Below are 14,896 nucleotides of genomic sequence, written 5' to 3'. Positions count from 1 at the left end.
CTGTACTGCTTTTAATGTCTACTTAGCATAATGCCCAAGAGAAACAGCCAGATATTTTACGCAACCAAACCCATAATTATCAACGAAACTACTATTGCAATCCCAAAACTTAGCAAAGTACCAATCAACACGTATTCCGTTAATTTCAAATCGTGTGCTTCTTTTAAATCGCCAAAGCGAAAAATAGATTTAGCAGCGAGTAAAAACCCGACAGCTTCAAAATGATTGGTGAGTATAAAAACAAAAATTAATGCACGTTCTAAAATTCCAATATATTTTCCAGCATTCTGCAGCGATTTCGGACTTTCATCATCACTCTCAGGCAACCACTTGGCAATAATTACTTTCATAATAATGGATGTTGGCATCGTTAAAAACAACGCTCCCGAAATTAAAATCCAGTTTCTTGTATTATTAATAAAACTGATATCTAAATAACCATTATAGAAAATATGCCAAACCAATACAATCGAGCTGAAATGTAAAACTTGATCGATAAAGAATAATATTCTGGCATTCTTTTTAGTTTGAAATAACGACTTTAAAGCGTCAATTATTAAATGCAACACACCAATCGACAATGCAACTTTCCAAACATTAAAACTTAAGAAAACTATAAATATCAAAACAATATGCACCAAAACATGTAGGTATAACTTTCCTGATTTTAATTTCTTTCTTTCCTTATCTTTTACCCAAGAAGTTGGTTGAAAAAAGAAATCGCCAATTAAATGAGCAATAATGAGCTTGATTAAAAATATTTCCATCATTTAAAAAGCATTTGATTCAATTTTTTACGGTATAGTTTATCCATCTCCATTAGCTCTGAGTAATGGGCTCTTTTTAAAGCCTCACTTACTAAAGATTGAGTTCTGCCTGAAAGAATCGCTAATTCGCTTTGCAATATGTTTTCATTTTCCAAAGCCAACTTTACCATTTCTGCTGCAACTATTCCCCAGCTATCCATCGCAATTAAAGATAGCTTAATTAAAACATTTATTTCCTCATCAAAACTAGATGATTCAGTTTTAATAGCTAAGTTAACTTTGGCTTGTTTTAAACTATCAAAAGCAACTCCTGAGTTCACAAAAGCATCCCCGCTCGATTCTGAAAGCTTTTTACGTTTACTTTTCACTTCACCAATACCAATTCCCATTCTTACATCTGCTGGCTTATTTATTCTTATACATGCCTTTAAATAAGCAGTAGTTCTAATTGCATTCTCTGGCTCAACTTCCACCTGAAAACTATCACCTCGGTATATCTCCCACTTACTATTCTGCCCAGAAACTACTTTTAATGCCGTTTTTAAACTTAACAGCCAGCTATCTTTAATCTTTCTTGAACCTACAATATCACCTGTTATAATACAAACCATAGTACAATATCGAATTAATTAATCATATTTCAAATAAATTATCGGCTAATTACCCGATATTTCACTTTATCGGCTAATTACCAGATATTTCACTTTATCGGCTAATTACCCGATATTTCACTTTATCGGCTAATTACCCGATATTTAATTAAAACTTATACCTAAATTTATTGTTTAATGGTAATGGCATTAATCGAATTTACCAAAAGAGGCATTTACTGTAAGCAGGGCGATTTTTATGTAGACCCATGGTGGCCTGTAGACTACGCTGTAACTACGCACGGACACAGCGACCACGTACGCTTTGGCAATAAAAATTACCTCTGCCATACGCTAACAAAACCAATAATTAGGCGCCGAATCAGCGAAGATTTGAATGTAGAAACACTTAATTATGGTGAAAGTATTGTTCGAAATGGTGTGAATATTTCGTTATATCCTGCGGGTCATATCATTGGTTCTGCACAGGTTCGGTTAGAATATAAAGGCGAAATTTGTGTAATTTCTGGCGATTACAAAACGGAAGATGATGGCATTAGCGATGTATTTGAACCTATAAAATGCAATTCATTTGTTTCAGAAAGCACTTTTGGTCTGCCTGTTTATAAATGGCAAAAGCAAGATATCGTTTTCGATAAAATCAAAAGTTGGGTAAGCGATAACATTACTCAACAAAAAACCAGTGTATTAATTGCCTACAGTTTAGGCAAGGCGCAACGCTTGATTAAAAACTTAGCTGGCGATGTTCCAATTTATGTTCACAATAGTATTGCAAACCTGAATGAAGTAATTATAAATGCTGGTGTAAACCTGCCTGAAACCATAAGAATTACTCCAGAAACTACTAAAGATGAATTACAAAAAGGAATTGTAATTGTGCCACCAGCGATGCGGGATAGTCGCTGGATTAAAAACTTATCACATCCCGTTACAGGCATTTGTTCTGGCTGGATGCAAGTTCGGGCACATCGCCGTTGGCAAAGTGCAGATGCCGGTTTTGCATTAAGCGACCATGCCGATTGGACTGGCCTAATGGATGCCATTACCGCAACCGGTGCAGAAAAAGTTTATGTTACACATGGTTTTACAGCGGTATTTAGTCGGTTTTTAAATGATAATGGCATCGAATCAGAAGAAGTAATGACAAAGTTCGGGCAGGAAGATGACGAAGAAAATAAAGTCGATTTGGCCGATGCTGAAAACGAAAATCAAAAATCAGCATGAAACGTTTCGCAAAACTCATCCAACAACTCGAACTTAGCAATAAAACCAACGATAAAATCACAGCATTGGTAGATTATTTCAATTATGCCGATGATAAAGATAAAATTTGGGTAATTGCATTATTTACAGGCAAAAAACCTAAGCGCCCAATAAAATCAGCCTTACTAAAATATTGGGCCATAGAAATTACGCAAACACCCGAATGGTTGTTCTCCGAAAGTTATTCAAACGTTGGTGATTTAAGTGAGACTATTGCCTTGCTCCTCCCACCTACAAAAAACACCTCTGATTTCCAATTGCATAAATGGATTGAAGATTTACACGATTTAGAGGGTAAAGATGATGAAACCAAAAAGATTTTCATTTTAAACGCTTGGAACATGCTCGAAACCCAAGAACGTTTCATCTTCAATAAACTCATTTCAGGAAATTTTAGAATAGGCGTTTCAAATAAAATGCTTGTGAATGCTTTGGCTAAGCAAAGTAGTTTGGATAGCGCACAGATTATGCACAGCATTATGGGTAAGTGGAATCCTTACGAAATCACTTTTACTGAACTGATTAACGGCGTTCATGTAAATACCGATAATTCTTGGCCTTATCCATTTTGTTTAGCTTATGCACTGGAGCAAGAGCCAGAAAAATTAGGCAATATTTCAGAATGGCAGGCAGAATGGAAGTGGGATGGCATTCGCGGGCAAATTGTAAAACGAAATGGCGAATTATTTATCTGGTCTCGAGGTGAAGAATTGGTAACCGAACAGTTTCCTGAACTTCATTTTTTAGTTAATATCTTACCCGATGGCGTAGTTTTAGATGGTGAAATACTAGCCGTTCAAAATAAACGGGTTTTATCATTCAGCACTTTGCAACAACGTTTAAATCGTAAAACTATAAGTAAAAAACAGCTTGAAGATGCACCAATTGGTTTCTTCGTTTACGATATTTTAGAATTTGAAACCAAAGATTTTCGTGAGCAGCCGCTTAGCGAAAGAAGAAAAATTTTAGAGCAATTAATTGGTGGTTTAGATGAAAGTGCTGTGATTTTATCGCCAGTTATTAACTGTAAAACTTGGGTAGAATTGGCAGAATTGAGGCAAACTTCACGCTCAATTAATAGTGAAGGGATTATGCTCAAAAAACTGAACTCTCATTACCACAGTGGCCGTAAACGCGGCGATTGGTGGAAATGGAAAATCAATCCTTACACTGTAGATGCGGTTATGATTTATGCCCAAAAAGGTAGCGGTCGCCGAGCAAATTTCTTCACGGATTATACTTTTGCCGTTCGCGATGGCGAGAATCTGGTTACCATTGCAAAGGCATATTCAGGCTTAACCGATAAGGAAATTAAAGAAGTGAACTCTTTTGTAACCAAGAATGCAATTGAGAAATTCGGACCTGTGCGTACCGTAAAACCCGAATTAGTTTTCGAAATTGCATTTGAGGGAATTGCAGAAAGTAAGCGACATAAAGCAGGTTTAGCACTCCGTTTCCCACGTATTTTACGTTGGCGAAAAGACAAAAAAGCCGCTGAAATTAATACTTTGGAAGATTTAAGGCAGTTGCTTTCTTCAACATTTTTAAATGATTAGAAAAGCAGGTTTCTATGTTCATCGGGAATTGTAACGAATGGCGGGCCTGCTATAACCAAAGAATTACTGAAATTCCTTTTCAAATTTAAAATATAGAAATTACAATTATACATGGATCAAACGAAAACCAAAGGCTATAAAAAAATTAAGCAATGGCTTAAAGCCAATGGTCGCAAGCCATTTAAATTTCAGGAAGATGCTTGGCAAAACTACTTAAATGGCTACAGCGGATTGGTAAACGCACCAACAGGTTTCGGAAAAACATTCTCTTTATTTTTGGCTGTGGCAATTGAGGCTTTAAATGCATCAGAGGCGAGCAACAAAAAAGCTAAAGACCGATTACAACTCATCTGGATTACGCCGCTCCGCTCCCTGGCAAAAGATATTGCAAGAGCCATGCGAGAAACATTATTGGAAATTGAATTGGATTGGCATGTTGGCGTTCGGAATGGCGATACTTCACAAGCTGAAAAAGTTCAACAGAAAAAATCAATGCCTGAGATTTTATTGATCACACCAGAAAGCTTACATCTTTTACTGGCGCAAAAAGGTTCATCAACTTTATTTAAAAACCTGAAATGTATTGTTGCTGATGAATGGCATGAGTTATTAGGCAGCAAACGTGGTGTGTTGGTCGAGCTTGCCGTTTCCAGAATCAAAGGTTTACAGAAATTGGAAAAAAATCAGTTTTTAAGAGTTTGGGGAATTTCTGCAACTATAGGAAATATTGAAGAGGCTTTAGATGTTTTGGAACCTGATTTAGAAGCAAAAAGAATCATCATTAAAGCAGATTTAGAAAAGAAAATCATTATAAAGTCTATTTTGCCTGATGATATTGAGACCTTGCCTTGGGCTGGCCATTTGGGATTAAAATTAGCTTATAAACTTTTGCCGATTATTGAGAAAAGTAAAACTACCTTAATCTTCATTAACACTCGCGGACAAGCAGAAATGTGGTATCAACATTTATTAAATATAGAGCCCGAACTGGCAGGAAGAATTGCAATCCATCACGGCTCAATAGATTTTGAATTACGTAACTGGATTGAAGATGCTTTGCATACAGGTCAGTTGAAAGCGGTTATTGCTACTTCATCTTTAGATTTAGGTGTTGATTTTAAACCTGTTGATACTGTTGTTCAAGTTGGTTCGCCGAAAGGTGTTGCGAGGTTTTTGCAGCGTGCTGGTCGCTCTGGTCACTCGCCACATGAAACTTCGAAAATTTATTTTCTCCCTACTCATGCTTTAGAATTGGTAGAAGCTGCTGCGATTAAAGAGGCTGCAAAAACCAATAATATAGAAAGTAGAGAGCCATTTATTATGGTTTTCGACACTTTAATTCAATACTTAGTTACGCTAGCCATTGGCGATGGTTTTGATGATAGAGTTATTTACGAAGAAATCAAAAACACCCATGCTTTTAAATTGATTTTACCAGAAGAATGGGCTTGGGTAATGCAATTTATTACATCGGGTGGAGATAGTTTAAGTGCATATACTGAATTTAAAAAGGTAACGAAGGATAATGATGATGGACTTTGGAAAGTAAAAAGCAGACAGCTTGCCATGAGACATCGGCTACATATAGGAACTATTGTAAGCGATGCGATGCTGAAAGTAAAATTTCTTTCTGGCGGTTATATTGGTATGGTTGAAGAATACTTTGTTACTCGCCTAAAAGCTGGTGATAATTTTAGATTAGCTGGTCGGGTTTTGGAATTTTTGCATGTTAAAGACATGACCGTGATTGTTCGCGTGAGCAAGCAAAAAAATGCGATTTCACCAAGTTGGAATGGTGGTAGGTTACCTTTATCTTCAAATCTTGGTTCTGTTTTACGAAAAAAATATAATGAGACTTTAGATAAAACACATCAGGATGAAGAGTTAGATTCCGTTTATCCATTGTTCCTTTTACAAGAAAAACGGTCTCATGTGCCCAGAAATGATGAATTATTAATTGAGCTCATTAATAATAAAGAGGGATTTCATCTTTTTGCTTATCCTTTCGAGGGGCGCTTGGTACATGAAGTTTTAGCGGCGTTAGTTGCTTATCGCTTAAGTAAACTCTTACCAATCAGTTTTTCTATTGCGATGAATGATTATGGTTTTGAGCTTTTAAGTGAAACTGAAATACCGATGGATGAATCTATTGCTTACGAAGTTTTTTCACCTAAAAACCTAACTGAGGATATAACTTTGAGCATTAATTCTACCGAAATGGCTCGAAGAAAATTTAGAGACATCGCTTGTATTTCTGGTTTGGTTTTTCAAGGTTACCCCGGGAAATATGTTGCGAACAAACATCTCCAGTCATCGGCAGGTTTATTTTTTAATGTTTTTAGCGATTACGATAAACATAATTTACTTTTGCGCCAAGCTTATGATGAAGTATTTTATCAGCAATTGGAAGAGCCTAGATTGGCTGCTGCTTTAGAAAGAATTCAGAATGGAACGGTGATTATTACCAATCCGAAAACTTTTACGCCGCTGTCGTTTCCGATTAAGGTTGATAGTTTGAGGGAAAATATGAGTTCGGAAGAGTTGGAGCAACGAATTGCAAGAATGAAAGCGGAATTGGAGAAGATAAGATAACATAAAATCAACTGTCATGTTGAGCCTGTCGAAACACCTTAAAAGTCCTTCGACAGGCTTAAGATGACATAGCAGAAAATTAATGACCATTACGAGCCACGGCGAAGAACTGATTTTAGATAAAGAAAGGGCTTTATATTTACCAGAACATCAACTTTTAGCTATAAGCGATTTGCATTTAGGTAAGTCGGCACATTTTCGTTCGGCAGGTGTTCAGGTGCCAGCTACCATTGCTCAAAACGATTTACATCGGTTAAGTTTACTTATCGAAAAATATAAACCTGAAACTTTATTGATTAATGGAGATATGTTTCACCATGGTTTAAACACTGATATTGATGAGTTTGCGAATTGGAGAAAGCAATATAATGATTTAAATTTCTTGCTGGTTAAAGGGAATCACGATAGATTAGCCAATGCTGATTATGCATCAATGAGTATCAATATTCATGAGCCAAGTTTTTGCCTTGGCCCTTTTTGTTTTATTCACGATGCCCCAAAATGTACGGAAGAAGAATTGTACCCCATTAGTGGTCATATTCATCCAGGCGTAACCATTAAAGGCAAAGCAAAACAACGATTAAAGTTTCCTTGCTTTTATTTTGGAAGAGATTACGCTGTTTTACCGGCTTTCAGTACGTTTACAGGATTGTATAATATTTATCCAAAAAGCAATGAACAAATATTTGCAGTAACGCCAAATAATGTTGTTGAGGTTTAGGAATGAGAATCGATTACTTGTTTTAATTGTGCGGTTTGTAAAACACCGCTTTGCCTCCAAACCTGTTTTCCATTTTTGAATAGCATAAGTGTTGGTACACTTTGTATACCGTAAGATGCAGCAGCAGCTTGGTTTTTATCGATATCAATCTTAATAATTGAAACCGAATCTCCAACCTGAGATTTTAATTGCTGTAAAATGGGTTTCATCATTTTGCAAGGACCACACCATTCGGCAAAAAAATCTACTAAAACAGGCTTGTCACCATTAATTAATTCTGAAAATTTAGCCATGATATTATAATTTAATTTAGCAGCAAATGAGGTGAGCGTTAGTTTTTTGATAACGAACTAAAGCAGCTCTTTCCAACAATTCTACTGCTAGGCACTAATTAATAACTCCGCATTTAATGCCTCAACCCAATTGTCAAACAATGCTTTTTCAATTTTGATAACTTCAGCAGCATGATTTTCCCAATCATCAGAGAAACCAACTAACTGATTAATCATTTCCTCTAAATGTCCTTCTTCTTCTAAGATAATTGATTTAACGTTTACCTTACTCTTAGCTTCAACCAAAATAGCTTGATAAACTGGATAGAGTTCATCAGCACGAACTTCAATTGCATAAGTAACAAATAAGTATGCGGCGAATTTTAAATCGTATCCCGAAAGATTAAATTCAGATTTTAAATAGCGGCAAACTGAAATGTCTAAAGCATGTAAATAGTATTTCGTATGATTTGGAGAAAGCAATTCGGCATTGGTGTAAGTTTTACAAAGTGCTTCATCCAATTTAGAAATTTGCTTTTTTAAATAGTAAGCATGACGATGTTCTTCTGCAGCATGTTTAAGAATAATCAGATTTACATGTTCTTTATGCTCAGATGCAGAAATCTTTTTTGCACCTGCATTTTCCATGTAAGACAAAGTATTTAACCATTTGGCATGCAATACATTATCATCAACTATCGATTTTAAAATTGAATCTAACATTATAAATTGTTTCATTGTTAAACTATTCCATTGTTGACGTTTGCTCCTATTCAAAACTGCCAATTGAAAACGGAGAACTTATTAAATTGCTTAATTGTTATCCACTCGAACTGGAAACTACTAACTGGCGATTGAGAACTGATTAAATTTCTCTATTTAAATCCCAATTCTCTAAGTAATCTGCTACACGACGAACGAACATTCCTCCTAATGATCCATCTACAACTCGGTGATCATACGACAGTGATAAAAACATCATGTGTCGGATTGCAATAACATCACCATGTTCAGTTTCTAAAACGGCTGGTTTCTTTTTAATTGCACCAACTGCCAAAATAGCAACTTGCGGTTGATTGATAATTGGCGTTCCCATCACGTTACCAAAAGTACCAACATTGGTTAAAGTGAAAGTACCACCTTGAGTTTCATCAGGTTTAAGTTTAGAAATTCTTGCCCTGCCCGCTAAATCATTTACAGCTTTAGTTAAACCGACAAGATTAAGCTGGTCTGCATTTTTGATCACCGGAACGATTAAGTTACCGTTTGGTAAGGCAGCGGCCATACCGATATTTATATCTCGTTTTTTAATGATTTGTGTTCCGTTTACTGAAACATTAACCATCGGAAAATCTTTAATTGCTTTTGCTACAGCTTCTACAAAAATTGGCGTAAAAGTAATTTTTTCATTTTCACGTTTTTCGAAACTGTTTTTGACTTTGTTGCGCCACAAAACCATATTGGTTACATCAGCTTCAACAAAAGAAGTTACATGTGGAGAAGTATTCACGCTCATTACCATGTGGTCTGCAATAAGTTTACGCATTCTATCCATTTCAATAATTTCATCACCACCATTAATACTAGGTGCTGATGTTTTATTAATTATGGGCTTAGTGGGAATATCTTTTTCAATAATAGTAGGCACTGGTAATTCCAATTCTACAGTTTTAGTTATAGTTGGCTGTCCACCTCCTTTGCTAGAAAGATAGTTTAATAAATCATCTTTATTCAAACGACCATCAGCACCAGAACCCTTGATTGAATCAAGTTCATCAGTGGAAATATTTTCTTGAGCAGCAATACTTTTTACCAAGGGCGAATAAAAACGCTCAGACGAGGTAAAATTATTTTGTAAGACAGGCCTTTCAGTTGGCAATTGCTCAGTACCAGGAATAGTTTCGGGTTTTTCTTCAACCATTGGAGCAGCTACAGCTGGTTCTTCAGACTTAATACTACTACTATCTTCAGTTTCAATAATAGCAATAACATCACCAACTTGCGCAACCTCATCTTCTTTAAATAATTGCTTCACCAATTTTCCAGCCACTGGCGATGGCACTTCCGAATCTACTTTATCGGTAGCAATCTCCAAAATGGTATCATCTAAATCAATAGAATCGCCAATTTGTTTTACCCATTTAATTACGGTTGCTTCTGCAACACTTTCACCCATTTTTGGTAACAATAGTTCGTATTGAGCCATATTAAATTACAGTATTATATATTGGTATTGTGACAAAAATACAGTTTTTATTCTTTCTAAGCGTCTTCTCTAAGTAGATTTAATAGCATCATCAATGCCGATGCAGCAGAACGTTCAATGTTTTGAATGCGTTTGTTGCTGAAATTAAACACTTTAGCTATAGTTTTATTTTTCGATGAAATTGCAATCCAAACGGTTCCTACAGGTTTATCTTCTGTTCCGCCATCAGGGCCGGCAATACCACTAACAGCAATAGAATAATCAGTTTTGAAGTGTTTAATCGCACCCTCTGCCATTTCGGTAACCGTTTCTTCACTTACGGCTCCAAATTTAGTTAGTGTACTTTCTTTAACTCCGAGTATTGATTCTTTAAGCTCGTATGCATAAGCTACTGCGCCACCCCAATATACTGATGAACAACCGGCATGTTGTGTAATCAGGTGAGCAATATAACCACCAGTACAACTTTCTGCCGTAGATAAAGTTAAGCCATTCTCTTTCATAATATTCAAAATGGCTTTTTCCAAAGGAATATCTTCATCTATAACAACAAATTTTTGAACTTTTGAAATAATTTGCTTAGCAAAAAACTCAACTTCAGTTTTTAAAGTCGCTTCATACTCACCAATGGCAGATAAACGCAATCGCACCTGACCAAGTTTTGGCAAATAAGCCAGTTTGATATGTTTAGGTAAATTATCTTCTATTTCTTCTATTTCTTTGGCTAAAAATGATTCGCCAATGTTTGCAGTAAGAATTGTTTTATGAATAATTGATGGCAGCTTAAATCGGCTACTAATTCTTGGCAAAATTTCATCATCCATTAAGTACATCATTTCATAAGGAACTCCTGGCATAGAAACAAAAATTTTATCATTTTGCTCAAACCACATGCAAGGTGCGGTACCGTTTTTATTTACAATTACTTCGCAACCATCCGGAACATCTGCCTGTTGCATGTTAATATCAATAAGCGGACGTTTATATTTCTCAAAAATCTGGCGAACCATTTCCAGAGCACCTTCGTCTCTCCGAAAACCCATGTTGAAATAATTTGCTAAAGTTTTCTTTGTAATATCATCTTTAGTTGGACCTAAACCTCCTGTAATAAGAATAACTTCGGCTCTCTTTTCAGCATCAGCCAAAGCTTGCAAAATATGATTTTCATCATCAGAAACTGAAGTGATTTGCTTCACGGAAACGCCAATAGAGTTTAACTGTTTAGCCATCCAGGCTGAATTTGTATCTACAATCTGGCCGATGAGAATTTCATCGCCAATGGTTATAATTTCGGCTAACATGTTTTATTGGTATGTATTATAGAAACCTTGTCTTTTGCTTAATTTTAAATCTTGAAGTATCGATGATTTAACTTTTATCGTTACAGAATAACTCTTATATGCACCATAAGGAATCCAGTTTACACTCATATCCCAACAATGTAAATCACGATAAATGGCAATGTTCATTGGAGTTAAACCCTTATTTTTAAAATCGTAACCAGAATTAAAAGTAAATTTCCATTTTGGTGTTAAATTAAAATCACCATTAAAGTTTAAAGTATTTGTAATTGTAGATACGCCTAAATTATTGGTATAATCAAAACGATATTGAAAGGCAAAGTTCCATGGAATATTAAAATCTACAAATGCATTCGGATCTCGATTAATGGCATTAAGTTGTTCAGATTGTAAAGGCGTAATCCCTTGTTTTTCAACTTGTCCCTTTAACTTATCATAATTTTCATTCTTCTTTTTAACAGCATCAGCATTAAATCCATAATCGAAAGAGAAACCAAAATTAGTTAATCGTGGAAAGTATTTTCCATCCTGCCAAAAGTATCTGTCTATTTCTACGTTTTGAACAAAAACACCATTATTTGTTGAATCGCGAAGCACGTAAGGATTTAAAGTTCCATTATAATTTATACCCAACTTATCGGTAAACTGCGAACGACCGCTAAAGCTAATTGGAGTTAGTTTTTTTGATGTTGCCAATAAATTGTATGAGCCGCTAAAACTTAAACCCTGTATAATTGGAATTTTTCTAGAGCCTGTTCCTGTTGTATCTTTCGGTGAACGCACTTTCAATTCTGTCGTATTATCCAAAGTAAACCCTATCGAAGCTTGTTCTGTTGAAAAAGAACCGGGAAATGCCATCCCTTCTAAACTAGAATAAGTTACTGGTCTGCCTGTGCTTGGGTTTATTAAAAACCTACCATTCTGATCTATTGCTTCTTTAAAAATACCTTTGCTCGGATCGGTAAAATCAGGTGAATAGCTAAAGCTTACAGAAGGTGTCATTACATGGCGAAGTTGCTGAATATTGCCCAGGTTTTTAAATTCTTTGGTTTTTCCATATACTTTCGTTGACATACTGGTTGATAAATTATAACTTCCACCACGCTTAAAACCACTTAACGTATCAATTCTGGAAGTGTAAGAACCATCAGTAAATGTTGTGTATCTTTTATTAATTGATTGAAAATTCCAAACCTCATTATAAGTGCCGCCCAAACTAAAGGTTAAATACTTAAGTAAAGTGAAATTCATACCAATTGGAATGTTGTGGCTAAAACCTGTTTGAAGTTTTCTTAATCCTTCAGGCTTAAATAAAACACTGTCGGCTGTACTAATGGTGTTGTTACCCTGCAAACTATAGCCGACCGTAATTTTTTGATACCACTTTTGTTCCCCACTTCTGTTCTTAGAATCGAAAGGACTAATGGTAGACATGTTTAAGTTAAACTGCGGCAATTGCAAAAATATCTGCCTAGTGCTGAAAGTTTGCTGTGCACTTAAAGCCGTACTAAAATTGAATAGTCCACCCGCTAATACCTTAGAGTAAGCAATACTACTTGTTGATGTATTTGTTGCGATAGCACTTTGATCATAAGTTGTATTGGCTGCCGTAGCCGTATAATATGTACTCGAACTTACATTTACACTTGCCGTAAATGTAGAACCAGGGCTTGCGTTAGGGTTTTGACTATGTGTCCAGCCAACTCGAAAGTTTTTACCTATATTTTCCTGCCCTTGAATTCCGTTTTTAGTATTGGCGTAATTGAGATTAATATTACCATTAAACTTATATCTTTTTATATAATTACTGGTTAATGTCGCTTCGTAAGAGCCATTTGTATAAATTGAACCCATTAATTTAGCATCCCAATAATCATTTAATCCTAAATAATAACCTGCATTTTGAAGGAAAAAACCACGAGATGCATCCTCTCCGGGCGTTGGCAATATAATACCAGAAGTCCTTTTATTTGTTTTCGGAAAAAAGGCAAAAGGTAAAACAAAAGGTGTTGGAACATCTTCAATTTGCATGTAAACCGGCCCTGTAATAATCTGTTTTTCCGTTGCTATACCTTTGCTAATCATCAAGCCGAAATGAGGATGTGGCAAATTACAGGTGCTGTACATCATATTTCTGATGTGCAACTCGTTATCTACTTGTTTTTTACTTTGACCACCAGAGAAAAAACCGCCTTCCTGTTCAGAATATACACCAAAAACTTTTGCCCTAGTTGTTGCTGAATTATAGTACAATGAATCTGCTACAGCAGAACCTTCTGAACCAGATTTAAAAATAGGTCTGCCTACATATCTTTTCGTTTTCGGATCGATTTTTCCACTTGCGAAAATAACATTGTTTTTTTGGTCGTAACGAATGTAATCAGCATCTAACTCAAAATCGCCATAAATCACCCTAGCATTTCCATACATGTAAATGATGCTTCTATCTTTGCTAAACCTAACAGAATCATTGGCTTTGTATTCTATTTTTTTATCAAGATCGCTATTATTTTTTAGCTTAATTTTAGCTGTATCCTTTTTTGAAGTATCTTGTTGAACAAGTTGCTGCAATGAAAAAGAAGAAATTGCGTTAGCTTTACTAACATTGAATGTTAATAAAATGACAGAAAATAGTAAAATAGAGTTGTTAAGAAGTTTCAAATTCGTATTTGAATGTTATTTTTGCACAAATGTTTAATCAAAAACGTTCAAAATTAGTGAAAAATATACCATTGATGTATCTTAAAAACCTTTTAACACTTATTATTTGTTTAGCACTCTTCAATACAATTGATAATCAGGCAATTGCGCAAGAATATAAAATTAAAACAATTGTTATTGATGCTGGTCATGGAGGTAAGGATGGTGCCACACATGGAGTTTACTCAAAGGAAAAAGACGTTGCTTTGAAAACTGCATTAAACTTAGGAAAAGCTTTACAAGACAGTATTAAAGACATTAAAATTATTTATACCCGCGAAACGGATGTTTTTATTCCCTTGTACGAGCGTATAAATATTGCTAATAATGCCAAAGCAGATCTTTTTATTTCTATCCACCTAAACGACATGCCTGTTCGGGTATCAAGAGTTGTTGATTATTATAAAAAAGTTAAAGGCAGAAGAGTTCCTGTTTACAGAACAATAACTTCAAAAAGCACATCTACAAGAGGTACAGAAACATTTGTTTCAGGTACAGGTAGATTAGGTGAGCAGGATGAAGTTATAAAGCGTGAAAATGCTTCTATGTTTTTAGAAGACAATTATCAAAAAAATTACGAGGGTTTTATCGCTAATACGCCCGAGAATGATATTATGCTTTCCATAATGAAGCAAACCAACAGGGATAGAAGCTTAAAATTTGCATCTATGCTTCAGCAAGAATACATAAGTGCGGGCAGAATTAACCGTGGCGTTCAGGAAAAAAGTCTTGCTGTTTTAGCCAGAGCTTCAATGCCAGCCGTTTTAACAGAAATAGGCTTTGTAAGTAATGCTGAAGAAGAAGATTATATGAATTCTCCAGAAGGGCAGAATGAAATTGTAAGTGGAATTATTAAGGCGATAAAAAATTATAAACGTTTAGCAGAAACATCGTTTTAAACTACCCT

Annotated in this window: 12 protein-coding genes; 5 read left to right on the top strand and 7 right to left on the bottom strand. The window is 35.4% G+C overall.

Annotated elements, in window-relative coordinates:
• Window positions 1-56: 56 nt before the first annotated feature.
• Both IEV50_RS10460 and IEV50_RS10455 read right to left on the bottom strand, forming a co-directional pair.
• Window positions 57-770, bottom strand: coding sequence for a DUF3307 domain-containing protein (locus IEV50_RS10460; protein WP_229746700.1), 714 nt, complete (start codon window positions 768-770; stop codon window positions 57-59).
• Complete coding sequence (locus tag IEV50_RS10455) at window positions 767-1,378, bottom strand: SatD family protein (protein WP_188413893.1); 612 nt, start codon at window positions 1,376-1,378, stop codon at window positions 767-769. The genes IEV50_RS10460 and IEV50_RS10455 overlap by 4 nt, the downstream gene beginning before the upstream one ends.
• 183 nt (window positions 1,379-1,561) lie before the next feature.
• Here IEV50_RS10455 and IEV50_RS10450 point away from each other — a divergent pair, with 183 nt between their 5' ends.
• The 4 genes from IEV50_RS10450 (at window position 1,562) to pdeM (ending at window position 7,510) form a co-directional block, all read left to right on the top strand.
• The gene (locus tag IEV50_RS10450; RefSeq protein WP_188413891.1) at window positions 1,562-2,602 is read left to right on the top strand and encodes a ligase-associated DNA damage response exonuclease; all 1,041 of its coding nucleotides are present in this window, start codon (window positions 1,562-1,564) and stop codon (window positions 2,600-2,602) included.
• Window positions 2,599-4,197, top strand: a complete 1,599-nt coding sequence (locus IEV50_RS10445; protein ID WP_188413889.1) for an ATP-dependent DNA ligase — start codon at window positions 2,599-2,601, stop codon at window positions 4,195-4,197. The genes IEV50_RS10450 and IEV50_RS10445 overlap by 4 nt, the downstream gene beginning before the upstream one ends.
• Before the next feature lie 111 nt (window positions 4,198-4,308).
• Window positions 4,309-6,789, top strand: a complete 2,481-nt coding sequence (locus IEV50_RS10440) for a ligase-associated DNA damage response DEXH box helicase (protein WP_188413887.1) — start codon at window positions 4,309-4,311, stop codon at window positions 6,787-6,789.
• Window positions 6,790-6,871: 82 nt separating this feature from the next.
• Window positions 6,872-7,510, top strand: a complete 639-nt coding sequence (pdeM, locus tag IEV50_RS10435) for a ligase-associated DNA damage response endonuclease PdeM (protein ID WP_188413884.1) — start codon at window positions 6,872-6,874, stop codon at window positions 7,508-7,510.
• On the opposite strand, the gene trxA is transcribed toward pdeM, so the two are convergent.
• The 5 genes from trxA to IEV50_RS10410 form a co-directional block, all read right to left on the bottom strand.
• A complete protein-coding gene (trxA, locus tag IEV50_RS10430) occupies window positions 7,507-7,803 on the bottom strand; it encodes a thioredoxin (RefSeq protein ID WP_188413882.1) in 297 nt (98 codons plus the stop codon). The genes pdeM and trxA overlap by 4 nt on opposite strands.
• Before the next feature lie 87 nt (window positions 7,804-7,890).
• Window positions 7,891-8,520, bottom strand: coding sequence for a hypothetical protein (locus IEV50_RS10425; RefSeq protein ID WP_188413880.1), 630 nt, complete (start codon window positions 8,518-8,520; stop codon window positions 7,891-7,893).
• Between the two features lie 127 nt (window positions 8,521-8,647).
• Window positions 8,648-9,988 carry a dihydrolipoamide acetyltransferase family protein gene (locus IEV50_RS10420; RefSeq protein WP_188413877.1) on the bottom strand — a complete coding sequence of 447 codons (1,341 nt, stop codon included), beginning with the start codon at window positions 9,986-9,988 and terminating at the stop codon, window positions 8,648-8,650.
• Window positions 9,989-10,044: 56 nt separating this feature from the next.
• Entirely contained in the window at window positions 10,045-11,289 is a 1,245-nt protein-coding gene (locus IEV50_RS10415; RefSeq protein WP_188413876.1) for a competence/damage-inducible protein A, read from the bottom strand.
• A gap of 3 nt (window positions 11,290-11,292) precedes the next feature.
• Window positions 11,293-13,950 carry a putative LPS assembly protein LptD gene (locus IEV50_RS10410; RefSeq protein ID WP_188413874.1) on the bottom strand — a complete coding sequence of 886 codons (2,658 nt, stop codon included), beginning with the start codon at window positions 13,948-13,950 and terminating at the stop codon, window positions 11,293-11,295.
• 29 nt (window positions 13,951-13,979) lie between these two features.
• Here IEV50_RS10410 and IEV50_RS10405 point away from each other — a divergent pair, with 29 nt between their 5' ends.
• Entirely contained in the window at window positions 13,980-14,888 is a 909-nt protein-coding gene (locus IEV50_RS10405; RefSeq protein ID WP_229746699.1) for an N-acetylmuramoyl-L-alanine amidase family protein, read from the top strand.
• Window positions 14,889-14,896: the final 8 nt, after the last annotated feature.

The sequence above is a fragment of the Pedobacter mendelii genome, from assembly GCF_014635725.1.
In the GTDB taxonomy this organism is placed as follows: domain Bacteria; phylum Bacteroidota; class Bacteroidia; order Sphingobacteriales; family Sphingobacteriaceae; genus Pedobacter; species Pedobacter mendelii.
The sequence above is the reverse complement of the archived record's forward strand: the minus strand, read 5'-3'. Positions and strand labels throughout refer to the sequence as shown.